The 11,756-nt window shown below is 70.8% G+C and carries 8 protein-coding genes; 2 read left to right on the top strand and 6 right to left on the bottom strand.

Features of this window, described 5'->3' with window-relative positions:
- Positions 1-31: 31 nt before the first annotated feature.
- The 6 genes from AB0H36_RS02845 to AB0H36_RS02820 are packed head-to-tail and all read right to left on the bottom strand — an operon-like array spanning position 32 to position 8,393.
- Positions 32-847, bottom strand: coding sequence for a class I SAM-dependent methyltransferase (locus AB0H36_RS02845; protein ID WP_360515412.1), 816 nt, complete (start codon positions 845-847; stop codon positions 32-34).
- 17 nt (positions 848-864) lie between these two features.
- Positions 865-2,745, bottom strand: a complete 1,881-nt coding sequence (locus AB0H36_RS02840; protein WP_360515409.1) for an FAD-dependent monooxygenase — start codon at positions 2,743-2,745, stop codon at positions 865-867.
- A complete protein-coding gene (locus AB0H36_RS02835; protein WP_360515406.1) occupies positions 2,742-3,899 on the bottom strand; it encodes an MFS transporter in 1,158 nt (385 codons plus the stop codon). The genes AB0H36_RS02840 and AB0H36_RS02835 overlap by 4 nt, the downstream gene beginning before the upstream one ends.
- A gap of 40 nt (positions 3,900-3,939) precedes the next feature.
- Positions 3,940-7,053, bottom strand: coding sequence for a BTAD domain-containing putative transcriptional regulator (locus tag AB0H36_RS02830; protein WP_360515404.1), 3,114 nt, complete (start codon positions 7,051-7,053; stop codon positions 3,940-3,942).
- A gap of 15 nt (positions 7,054-7,068) precedes the next feature.
- Positions 7,069-7,479, bottom strand: a complete 411-nt coding sequence (locus tag AB0H36_RS02825) for a PRC-barrel domain-containing protein (RefSeq protein ID WP_360515401.1) — start codon at positions 7,477-7,479, stop codon at positions 7,069-7,071.
- Between the two features lie 50 nt (positions 7,480-7,529).
- The gene (locus AB0H36_RS02820) at positions 7,530-8,393 is read right to left on the bottom strand and encodes a hypothetical protein (RefSeq protein ID WP_360515398.1); all 864 of its coding nucleotides are present in this window, start codon (positions 8,391-8,393) and stop codon (positions 7,530-7,532) included.
- Positions 8,394-8,476: 83 nt separating this feature from the next.
- Here AB0H36_RS02820 and AB0H36_RS02815 point away from each other — a divergent pair, with 83 nt between their 5' ends.
- Together AB0H36_RS02815 and AB0H36_RS02810 are read left to right on the top strand one after the other, a co-directional pair.
- Positions 8,477-9,688: a helix-turn-helix domain-containing protein gene (locus AB0H36_RS02815; RefSeq protein WP_360515395.1), complete on the top strand. Its 1,212-nt coding sequence runs from the start codon at positions 8,477-8,479 to the stop codon at positions 9,686-9,688.
- A gap of 123 nt (positions 9,689-9,811) precedes the next feature.
- Positions 9,812-11,755: a PQQ-binding-like beta-propeller repeat protein gene (locus tag AB0H36_RS02810; RefSeq protein WP_360515392.1), complete on the top strand. Its 1,944-nt coding sequence runs from the start codon at positions 9,812-9,814 to the stop codon at positions 11,753-11,755.
- Position 11,756: the final 1 nt, after the last annotated feature.

The raw sequence follows: 11,756 nt of genomic DNA, 5'->3' as shown, positions 1-11,756 counted from the left end.
GGCAGCGAGCCGGCCGCAGGGCCGCGAAGCCTCAGGCCTTGGTGGCGACTGCGATCAGGTACTCCCAGTCGCAGGCCAGCGTCCCATCGGTGGCGTGGTTCGACGAGTTCGCCAGCTCGATCAGATCGGCGCGGAAGGCCTCCCGGCCGTCCTCGCCGACTCGCTCGGCCGCCTTGTACGTCGGGCCGTAGTAGGTGATGAAGAAGTCCGCGAAGTGCTCCGCCGACGCGAACCGCTGGGTCACCGTCGCCACTGTGGTCTCGACCGAGCTGACCCGGTCGCCGTACAGCTCCCGCAGCACCTCCTCGGTCCCCCAGCGGGTGGGCGGCAGCGCACCGGGCGGCGGCGCCGCGTGCTTGCCGACCGTCTTCAGCAGCTGCCCGATGAACCCGGTCGGCGTCCAGCTGGCCAGGCCGATCCGCCCGCCCTGCTTGGTGACCCGGACGAGCTCGTCCGCCGCCTTCTGGTGGTCGGCCGTGAACATCACGCCGATCGCCGACGTCACGTAGTCGAACGAGCCGTCCGCGAACGGCAGGTCCTCCGCGTCCGCGGTCCGGAAGTCGATCGTGAGCCCTTCGGACTCGGCCCGGCGCTCGGCGTGCGCGATCAGTTCGGGCACGTAGTCGATCCCCGCGACGACCGCGAACCGTCTAGCCGCGGCCAGCGCGACGTGTCCGGTCCCGGTCGCCACGTCCAGCACTGTCGCGCCGGGCCGTGGATCGACTGTGGTGACGAGTGTCTCGGCGACCGGCACGGTCACCCACGCGATCTTCGCGTAGTCACCGCTCCCCCAGGTCGCCCGCTGCTTCGCCTTGATCTCCTCGAAAGTGGTGGTGGTGGTGCTCATGGTGTTGGTTTCCCTCCCTAGTTGAACACGCCGGCCGGAAGTGGGTACGGCGCGATGATCGGCAGGTACGGCGCAGGATCGCCGTACCACTCGTAGGCGCGGATGTCCGGCTCGCTGCGGCGGCCGGTGATCGCGCGGAACAGTTCGTTGCGGTCGGCAACCACGGTGACCGCGGGCTCGCCTGGTCCCAGCACCCAGGTCTTGTCGCCGTCGGACAGCCGAAGCGCCGGTAGACCGCGGTCGGTGATCCGGGCCCGCAGCCAGTCGCGGTACGCCGCGAAGCCGTACTGCGTGATGGGTGCGGACGGATCGGGTTCGAGACCGAGCGCCTCGCGCAGGTCCGCGAGATGGACGGCCAGGTCGGCGACCGGCGCCGAGAGCAACCACGACGGACCGTCGAAGACCAGGCCCTCGCCGCGACGCATCAGAGTGACCAGGCGGCCGCTGTACTCGTCGAACTCGCGCAGCACGGACTCGAAAGCGCGTCCCGCTCGCGTCGACACCTGGCCCGCGGTCCAGGCTTCGCGCTGCTCGGCGAGCCCGGGATCGCGCCAGGCGTCGATGGCGTCCGCAAAGTATGTCCCGCGCAGCGAGTCCTCGGCGATCCCGGTCAGGTGGGCGATCAGGTCCCGCACCGTCCAGTCGGGACAGGCGGGGACTTGCCGGGCGAGCCGTTCCTCGTCGAGATCGAGGGCCAGGATCTGCCGACGGCCGTCGTCGTACGACCAGGCCGCGTTCCAGCGGCGCGAGCGCTCCCGGGTGTTGACCTGCGACGGGCGGACCCGCTTGGTGAAGGTGTCGAGGAACTCCTGGCCGGCCACGGGATCCGAGGCGAGACCCGAGAAGTGCCCGGCGGCCCGGCCGCGAGCGAACATCGCCAGCCCGTAGGACCACTCGTAGAACTCGGCGGCCCGGCCGTCGCGCCACTCCTGGTACCCGTCCAGGTCGCCGCCGGCGGCCAGCGTCGTACCGATGTACCAGGCCTGCTCGATCGCGTCGCCGATGCCCTGCGCAGTCACCGGATGCTTGAAGTGGCCGGCGTCGCCGAGCAGCGCCCAACCCGGGCCGGTCGCCTTCCGGTAGTAGCCGCGGAGCATCGTCTCCGGGACCACGACGATCGGCGAGATCCGCTCGGCGCTCTCGAGCAGCCGGGCGTTCAGCACCGCCGGGAACTGGTGCAGCGCGGCCAGGTACCGCTCCTCGCGTTGCGCGGCCGAGCCCCGCGTGATCTCCGGTGTGCCGGTCACGGACAGCAGGTGAATCCCGTCCTCGCACGGCACCGACATCAACGCCGCTTGCTCGTGGACGTCGATGTGGCACCAGTCCGACGGTGGCAGTCCCCGCCAGTAGGCCAGCAGGAACGCCATCTCGCCGCGCTTCTCGTCCGTCACCGGCACCCCGAGACGCCGTGCAACCGTCGACACCCGTCCGTCCGCGCCGAACACCCAGGTGGATTCGATCCGCTCACCGGTGTCGAGTACGACGCCCTGAACCGGATCGTCACCGATCAACGCCGACACCTCGACGCCGGCGCGGAACTCGACCCCGGCCGCCTTCGCGACGGTGACCATCGCGGCGTCCAGCGTGATCCGCCGTACGCAGGTCGCCCGGTCGTATCCCCCGACCGGCGTGAACCCGCCGGCTACGGCGTGACCGAGCACCCGCCAACTGAACTTCACCATCCGCAACTCGTGCGCGGCCCGAAGCTCAGCCAGCACCCCCAACTCGTCCAGCCGCTGCAGCGTGTCCGGGAACATCACATGCGTGGACACGGTGTCGCTCGGGAACTGGTCGCGGTCCAGCAACAGGACCCGCCAACCGGCCCGGGCGAGCAGCGTCGCGAGCGTCGAACCCGCGCACCGCGCGCCCACCACGACAGCGTCGTACCGCTCGGTCATCGCGCACCCACCTTCGGTCGGGCGGCATTCCGATCATCGGTTGCGGTCACAACCACGGCAAGAAGCAGCGGTACGGCGAGCGCGACCCCGACAACCGTCCAGCCACCCAGCGCGAGCCCAACCCCACCCAGTACGGCGCCGGCCAAGTAGCCCGCCTGCATGGACGCGGCCCGGACACTCATCGCCTGCAATGGACCGACACCGGCCAGATCGAGCCCGGCCGTGCTGCCCGCCATCATCCGGACTCCGGCGATGAACGCGGTGACCGCCCACATCACCACGGAGACGCCGAATGACGGCCGGACCGCGCCCAAGGCCAGGGCGGCTACGACTAGCGCAGAGCCGGCGGCAAGCACCATGGGCCGGGCCGCGCGGTCCACCCATCGCCGGGCCAGGAACGTGGCGACGACGTAGGCGATCGCTCCGCCGCCCAGCGCGATACCGGTCGACGAGGTCGAGGCGCCGTGGGCGTCCGTCAGCAGGGTGCCGACGTAGACGAGCACGCCGGACCAACCGCCGTACGCCAGCAACTCACCGACTGCCCACCGGGTGGCGCCTGCACCGCGGAAGAGCGACCGCACAGGCGTCGGCGCAGGTTCCGGCGTACCCCTCTGACGCCGGGAGACTGCGGAGAGCGTGACGGCGCTCGCGACGAGCGGCACCACCCAGGCGAGTCGCCAGCTGTGCTCGCCGAGGAAACCGATCACCGGCATTCCCACGATCCAGGCGCTCGGTGCGCCGACCATCGCCCAGGACAACAGCGTGGATCGCTGCCCGGGCGGCGCCCAGCTCCCGGCTGCGGCGAGTCCGCCGGCCAGGACCAGGGACACGCCGCCACCGAGGACGACCTGCGCGGTGGCGAGCCAGGCAAAGGACGGTGCGAGCACACTGACCGAGCCTGCGATGGTCAGCAGACCTAGTCCGACCTCGAGCAGTCCGCGCAGCTCCCAACGACGCCGGCTGATCACCAGGCCGATCGCCACGAGTGCCGCGGCGACGCCGGACAGCGACCGGAGCTGGCCCGCGGTCGCGGTTGAGACCCCGAGGTCGGCCGCGACCTCGGACAGAATCGGCGTCAGCACCAAGAGGCTGGACTGCGCCGCGAAGAGCGAACCGAACAGCCTCGCACTGTCCGCCGCTGGAGATTGGTTCATGCCGGCAACGATGACGAGGCGATGTTGAAGTCTTGTTGAGTCAGCGGCCCCAGGCCTTCAACGCGGCCGCCCGCCGCCAGGGCAGCCGGTACGTCGTGAAGATCTCGACCGCCCGTTGGTACGCCTCGTCCGCCCTGGTCACCGCCCCGCGCGCCATCTCGACCACCCCGGCGAGCCCACGCCAGTCCTCGCCCTGCGCGATGATCTCGTCACAACGCGCCAGCTGAGCCGCCGCCTCGTCGGCGGTGCCGATCTCCACCAGCAGCGGGGCAAGCTCGGCCCGCGCCGCCAGCTCGGTCGGCAGCTGGGGACCTTCGACCCCGATCGCCACCGCACGTCGCAAGGCAACGACCGCGCCGTCCTGGTCGCCGAGCAACCTGCGAACCCCGGCCAGCCAGCGCGCGTTCAAGGCCGCATCGTGGAAGTCGCCCGCCTCCTCGTCCCGGTGGAAAGCCGCAGCCCAATCGTGCTCGGCCCGCACCCAGTCGCCGCCCAGAAACGTGAGGACGCGCCGGCTCACGGCGTCGGCGGGTAGTGGTTCGGCCACGCGGCGCGCATTCTCCAGGTCGCCCATCGCGGCCAGTGCCAGCGCGAGCTGATCGACGATCGTTCCGTGCGGGTACTCGAAGGTCTCGAACCGCGCCTGCGCAAGGCCTCGCCGGCACCAGGCCCGGCCCGCGACCGGGTCCAGCAGGTACTCCGTCGAGGACAGCGCGGCGCCGCTCACCGAGGTCCAGCCGAGGTACGGGTCGGCCAGCTCATGCGCGGTCTCCCACATCGTCTCGCGGGTCTGCATCATGGTGCGCAACCGGCCGCGGTTGAACTCGTACCAGGCCCGGCCCCAGGACGCCACGACGGCGAGGTCGCGGCGACCCAGCTCACTCGCCAACGCTTCCGCCCGGCCCACGGCATCACCGAGCACCTCGGTGCGTACGCCGTACATCGCGGCCTGAGCCATCCCGCGGTGCAGGTGGAACCGGTCGCCGGTCAGTCGCTCCGCGGCTGCGAGGTGCTCGATAGCGCGCGGGATGTCCATCACCGAGTGGTTCGTGCACAACGCCCCGCCAAGCCGGCTGTGGACGGTCGCCACGGCATCGTCGTCGCCGCGGTAGAGGTCCAGCGCGGACTCCAGGAGCTCGACCGCCCGCCGGTCGCCGATGCTCGACTTGAGCCGCAGGACCGCTGTCTGCACAGCGGCTTCGGCGCGCCGGGTCGGTGCCGCTCCGGCTTGGTCGAGGACCTCGATCGCCGCCTCGGCATGATCGACGGCCTCGTGCCAGGCGTAGAGCGCGGCCGCCTCGTCCGCTGCCCGCAAGCTCAGGTCCGCGGCCCGCTCGGGGTCGGCCGCCGGACCTGCGGCCCGGAGGTGTACGGCCGCCGCGCCGACAGTTGCTCCTAGCAACGCCTCGGCCGCGCGGACGTGCAGCCGCTGACGCCGGGTCTGCGGCAGGTCGCCGTACACGGCCTCTCGCATCAGGTCGTGCGGGAAGCTGTACGTCGCCTTCCACGAGCTGCCCGCCTCGACCAGGAACCCGCCGCTGACCGCCTCTTCCAACGCATCGATCAACGGATCCTCGGCCAGGTCGACCAGCTGCGCGAGCACGCCGTACTCGACCTCCCGGCCGAGGACCGCCGCGCACCGCACCACCTGCTGAGCCTCGGCCGGCAATGCTTGCAGGCGATGCCGCAGGACGTCACGTACGCCGGACGGGACCACGGACTGCCCGTCGCGCAGCACCTCGGTCGCGTAGAACGGGTTGCCGCCCGTGCTGCGCCACAACTCGTGTACGAACCCGGCCGGCTTGTCACCAGCCAGCACACCCAGATCGCTCTCACTCAAGGGCTGCAGTGACAGTCGGTCCGCACCGGAGAGGTCACCGACCAGCTCGAGCAAAGCGGGGTGCCGCGTCCCCGGTGGGTCGCGGAAGCAGATGATCGCGAGCACCCGCTCAGGCAGCCCGCGCAGGACGTGCCGCAGCAACGCCGCGCTGGCATGGTCGATGCGCTCTGCGTCCTCCACGACGAGTACGGCGGGGGCCAGCCGCGCCAGCGCACTCGTGACCCGAGTCCGCATCGCTTCGGGTGACCCGATCTCGCCTGCGTCGTCGAAGGCCGAGGTGATCGGCTGGTACGGGAGCTCGGTCTGGTCGCAGCGCCCGACCAGCACCTGCGCGGCGACACCGTCGGCGAACTCCGCGACCAGCCGCGTCTTGCCGACACCCGCCTCCCCCGAGATCAGAGCGACTCGCCCAGCGCCGTCCGCCGCCTCAGCCCAGAGCCCGCGCAGGCGTTCCAGCTCTCCCGACCGCCCGATCATCCGGCCCCTGCGCACACTGCTGAACAGCGCATCCGGCGGCGCCCTCACCTGGCCTACCGGTTGCTCCAGGAGCAGAGCCGGATCCCCTTGCAGAATGGACGTTTCGAGCGCCGCGAGCGCCGGACCGGGATCGAGGCCGAGCTCGTCGGCCAGGCGCTCGCGTGCCGAGGCGTACGCCGCCAGCGCGTCGGCCTGCCGCCCGGCCCGGTAGAGCGCGAGCATCAACTGACCGTGGAAGCGCTCCCGAAACGGGTGCTCCACCACCAACCGCTCGAGTTCGGGGATGACGTCGTACCGGCCGAGGGCGAGGTCCGCGCTCATCCGGGCCTCCAGCGCGTCCAGGCGCAGGCCTTCCAGCCGGGCGGTCTCGGCCTCCGCGAACAGCGGATGACCGAGGTCCTGGAGAACCGGTCCACGCCACCAGTCGAGTGCCTCGCGCAACAACTCGGCGGCCCGCTCCGGGTCACCCAGCCCGAACGCCTCCTGCCCCAGTCCGGCCAGCTGCTCGAAGTGATAGGCGTCGACCTGCTCCGGATCGACCACCAGGCTGTACCCGGACGGCCGGGTGACCAGTACGCCGTCCGCGCCGGCCGAAGCCAGACGGCGACGTACGTGCGAGACGTGCGTGCGCAGGGTGACCTCGGCGCCGGCCGGCGGCGCACTCCCCCAGAGCGCCTCGGCCAGCCGCCCGGCCGACACCGGCTGATTCAGGTGGATCAGCAGCATCGCCAGCAGCCCACGCTGCTTCGGCCCGCCCACCTCGAGCCGCCGGTGATCCACCGTCACCACGAGATCACCGAGGATCCCGAAGCGCGGCTCAGCTCCCCCTGATGTCACACGAGAAACGTACGACTAACGCGGCCAGCCTGGATAGAAGTAGCCCGGCCCCCAGTACGGCGGCACGTCGTAGTAGCCGTAGACGTCCTCGAGGTAGTGGCGTTCGGGGACGACGTCCGGGTCGTACACGGGTCCGCCGACGACGCGGTCGCGGTCGGTGGAGATGTGCACGCTGTCGTCGTCGACGCGGGTGATCGCGTCGACCGGGATGAGGCGCTTCTTCTCGCCGAGCCCGAGGAAGCCGCCCTCGCCGACCTCCAGGAAGCGCACCCGGCGCTCGTCCTCGTCGATCAGCAGGCCTTCGACCTTGCCGACCTCGTCGTCGTTGCGGTCCACGACCTTGCGGCCGCGCAGGTCGTCAGCCGGGTCGGACAGCGTCAGTCCGGCGTCCTGGAGTCGGACCAGAGTGTGCGTGAACTCGTTCATAGGTCCTCCCTTAGCTAGCAGGGTGGTCCGGTACCCACCGTGACCGCGGTTTATGCCGGTGGCGTGTACGCAGCGGTGTAGGCAGCAGCGTCCCAAGGCGAGTAGTCGTCGGGCAGGTCCGCCGGCTCCACCCAGCCGCCACCGGTCGCCGCAGAGCGGGCCAACGCCAGCAGCATCAGCTCAGGCTCGACACTGAGGTACGGCGCCCTGTCCTGCTGGAGGTGAGCGGCCAGGAACGGCCGGTAGACGCCGACCGGGTCCGGCCGTAGGTGCTCGACCGACGACGATGTCGCGACGGTGGCGAAGTACGGGTAGCCGTCGTGGACGTCGACCAGCACCTCGGCTCCGCACGCATGCCGGAGCAACCCCCGCCGACTCGACTCGTCCAAGGCGCGGGCTGCAGTGAACCCCGGACCGAGCAGCGCTTCCGCAAAGGACACCGCATGCACGCCGTAGTAGAACGGATGCCCCGCGCAACCAACAAGCACCAGCGAGGCGGTCTCACCACGCTCCCGCCAGGCGAGCGCCTCGGGCAGACAGCGGAACGACGACCCACCACTGACCGGCTGACCGGCGGCCGCTCGAGCAGCCAGGTCGCGTAGGTCGCCGACTCGGCCGGCGAGCGGTTTGTCCAGCACCACCGCCGTACCAGCGTCAAGCAGCGTGCAGGCCTGCTGGTAGCGCTGGTCCCAGTCGCAACCCAGCAGCATGGCGACGTCCGCGGGTAATCCGTCCAGCGTCGTCGCCACTGCTGGGATCCCGTGCCGCTCGGCGAACTCGTCGGCGTACGACGGCGGCCGCACGGCCCCGGAGTCGAGTACGGCGCTGATCTCCAGACCGAGCTCTCGCAGCAACGGCACGAAGGCAGCAGGGTGCGAGGTGTCGAGTTCCACGAGTGCTACGCGTCGGACCATGGCCGCCAGTCTTCTACGGCGAGGGTTCTTGCAGCAGCCTGGTCTTGTGGTGAGACTGGCCCGATGAAGGAGGGGATCCCGGCATGGTGACGACGATCGGTGTCGTCGGGCCGTCGGACCTGGTCACCTCCACCAGCCGGATCGTCGCGGCGCTCCGCGGTGTCGAGGTCGTCCCGCTGCGCTACCGGCGCGAGACCGACACTCCGCGGGTGATGGCCGAGGCGCCGGCGAGTGTCGACGCCTGGCTGTTCACCGGCGTCGTGCCCTACCAGATCGCTGCGGCGCACGAGCTGCTCGACCGGCCGGCCGCGCACGTCGAGTACACCGGCGCGACGCTGATGCGGGCGCTGGTCCAGTTGCTGCGCGAAGGCCGTGACGTCACCTCGATGAGCATCGACGTGCTGGCCGAGGCGCAGGTCCACGAGACGCTGGACGAGGTCGGCCTGCCGACCGCCGGGGTCAAGGTGCTGCCGTACCGGCGCGGGCTGAGCGCGGACGAGGTGATCGCGTTCCACCGGGACGCCGGTGCGACGATCGCGATCACCTGTCTGCGGTCGGCGTACGAGAAACTCCGGACCGAGCAGGTCACGGTCCGGCTGGCCCCGTCGGTGCACTCGGTGCGGGCCGCGGTGAACAGCCTGCTGCTCGTTCATGACGCTTTGCGCAGTGACGATGCGCGGATCGCCCTCGGTCTGGTCGAGATCGCCCCGGAAGGTGAGCAGGCGCTGCGGCGCGAGGCCGGCTCGCTCGGCGGCAGCGTGATCAGGTACGACGACAAGCGCTATCTGGTCGTGGCCACCCGCGGACCGCTCGAGCAGGCGACCGCGTCGTTCACCGAGCTCGGCATGCTGACCAGGCTCAAGGAGGAGTTCGGTCCAGTCCGGATCGGGTTCGGCATCGGCGGCTCCGGGACCGAGACCGAGGCGCTGGCACGGCGGGCACTCGGCCGCGCGAAGACGGCCGGGCGGACGGCGGCCGTGGTCTCGCTGCGCAACGACATCGACCTGGTCCTGGTCGGCGGCGCCGCGCCACGCGCACAGCAGCGCACGAAACTGCAGCTGCTCGCGCAGCGCGCCGGGTTGTCGAAGGCAACGCTCGAGCGGCTGCAGGAGCTCGTGCACGCCACCCCGGAGGGGCTGACGACGCGCACCGTCGCCGATCACCTCGGCATCCAGCCACGGACCGCGCGCCGCGTCCTGAACCGGCTGGAGCGGGCCGGCCTGGCCGACGCCACCGGCACCCAGATCGGCACCGGCAGCGGCCGGCCGCTGGTCGTCTACCGCGTGCACCTCTGAGTCGCCCGCGTCTTTTCCACAGGTCGGTTCGTGGCCTGTTGACGTCCCGATTCGGCCGCGCGTACGCTGCCGGGTAATTTCAGCCATGACCGTAAAACCGGTCGCGGTGTCCCGGGAGGCCTTGTGGACAAGCGATTTGCGCGGAAGCTGCTCGCCGTGCTCGTCATATGCGCAGCGCTCGTGAGCAATTCGGTCAGTCCGGCCGCGGCGGGCCCGAGCGCGGTGACCGTGGACAATCTCGGCCCGGCGTCGGCCGTCACCTCGACCAGCGTCGCCGAGCAGGTCGGCGACCGGATCTGGACCGTGACGTCCGGCGTCTCCCCGATCCAGGTCGGTGCGTTCGACCCGGTGGCCCGCACGATCGACCGCAAGCTCTCGCTGCCGACCGGCGCCGGCGCCTGGGCGATGACGCATATCGGCACAGACCTGTATGTCGGTCTCTACACCCCGGGCGATCTGTACCGGATCGACACGGTGTCGGGCGCGGCCACCAAGGTCGCCCGGTTCGGATCGTTCATCTGGTCGATCGCCGCCACCCCGGACGGCAAGATCGTCGTCGGCACCTACCCGGACGGCGGCGTCCACGAGTACGACCCGGCCACCGGAGCCACCAAGACGTACGGCGCCGCCGTCGCCGGCCAGCAGTACGTCCGGAGCATCGCCGCCGACGCGACCACCATCTACGCCGGCGTCGGCACCAAGGCGTACCTGATCGCCATCGACCGGGTCACCGGCGAGCGCCGCAACGTGCTCCCCACGCAGTACGCCGACCGCACCTTCGTCGCCACGCTCAGCCTGTCCGGGACGAAGCTCGCCGCCGGCCTCTCCCCCACCGGGACGATGCTCGTGTTCGACACCACCGACCTGAGCAACCCGGTCGAGGTGCAGACCCCGGGCGGCGATCAGTACGTCACTGCCATCACGATCGACGCGCCCACCGGTGACGTCTACCTCGGCACCCGCCCGTCCGGCACCCTCTACCGGTACGACGGCTCCACGCTGACACGGCTGGGGTCGCCGTACGACGGGGCCTACTTCAACCGGATCTTCGTCGACGGCTCGACCGTCCGGGCCGAGCTGACCTCCCAGGTGGTCGAGTTCGACGCGGCCACGGGCACGTTCACCGGGACCGACCTCGGCACGGCCGGCCTGCCACCGGCGCCGGAGCAGGCGATGGGGATCGCCGCCACCGCAACCTCGGTGCTGGTCAGCGGCAAGGCCGGGATCCAGGTCCACGACCTCGCGACAGGGGCGAGCACACGCACCTTCCTGCCGGGCGAGGCCAAGACGCTCACGCCGGTCGGAGGCGACGTGTATCTCGGCGTCTACACCCTCGCCCGGCTGTGGTCGATGAAGCCGGACGGGTCCGGTCTGAAGGAGCTCGACCGGATCGGCAACGAGCAGACCCGCCCGACCGACGACGCGTACGACGCCCGCTCGAAGACGTGGCTGATCTCCACCGAGCCCGATTACGGCAAGTACGACGGCACGCTCACCGAGCGACACTTGGACACCGGCGAGCTCGAGGTGCACCGCGGCGTCGTGCCGCAGCAGTCCGTCCGCTCGGTCGCCACGGCCGACGGCATCGCCTACCTCGGCGGCGCGACCCGGAACAGCCTAGGCACCGAGCCGATCTTGCCCGAGGCAACGGTCGTCGCGTTCGACCTGCGCCGCAACCGCACGCTTTGGGAGGTCACGCCACTTCCGGATGCGCAGGCGTACAGCGATGTGATGGTCTATCACGGCCGGTTGTACGCGACCACGGACGACGGGCGGCTCGCCGTACTGGATCCGCGGACCGGCAAGGTGCTCTCGACCGTCACCATCGGCACCGGGCAGAGTCGCCTGACGATCGCCCGGGCCGGCCTGTTCGGGACGGACAGCAAGCGGGTCTTCCAGGTCGTCCCGCAACGATCCGCTCCGCCGGCCGTCACCACGGTGGTCGACGGGCTGGGCACCGAGATCTACGGCTTCCCGCTGATCACGACGTCGCACACCGGCGACGCCCTCTACACGATCAAGGGCCGCGACCTGGTCCGGATCGGCAATCTCCCCCGCGCGAACTGAG

The sequence above is a fragment of the Kribbella sp. NPDC050820 genome (assembly GCF_040653975.1).
Taxonomy (GTDB): domain Bacteria; phylum Actinomycetota; class Actinomycetes; order Propionibacteriales; family Kribbellaceae; genus Kribbella.
Note: the sequence above shows the minus strand (reverse complement) of the source record. Positions and strands in the feature narration are given on the sequence as shown.

Bases quoted from the DNA above. Each gene is read 5' to 3' on its own strand.
- AB0H36_RS02845 (WP_360515412.1), bottom strand. From the start codon at position 847: ATGAGCACCACCACCACCACTTTCGAGGAGATCAAGGCGAAGCAGCGG.
- AB0H36_RS02835 (WP_360515406.1), bottom strand. From the start codon at position 3,899: ATGAACCAATCTCCAGCGGCGGACAGTGCGAGGCTGTTCGGTTCGCTC.
- AB0H36_RS02820 (WP_360515398.1), bottom strand. From the start codon at position 8,393: ATGGTCCGACGCGTAGCACTCGTGGAACTCGACACCTCGCACCCTGCT.
- AB0H36_RS02840 (WP_360515409.1), bottom strand. From the start codon at position 2,745: ATGACCGAGCGGTACGACGCTGTCGTGGTGGGCGCGCGGTGCGCGGGT.
- AB0H36_RS02825 (WP_360515401.1), bottom strand. From the start codon at position 7,479: ATGAACGAGTTCACGCACACTCTGGTCCGACTCCAGGACGCCGGACTG.
- AB0H36_RS02815 (WP_360515395.1), top strand. From the start codon at position 8,477: ATGGTGACGACGATCGGTGTCGTCGGGCCGTCGGACCTGGTCACCTCC.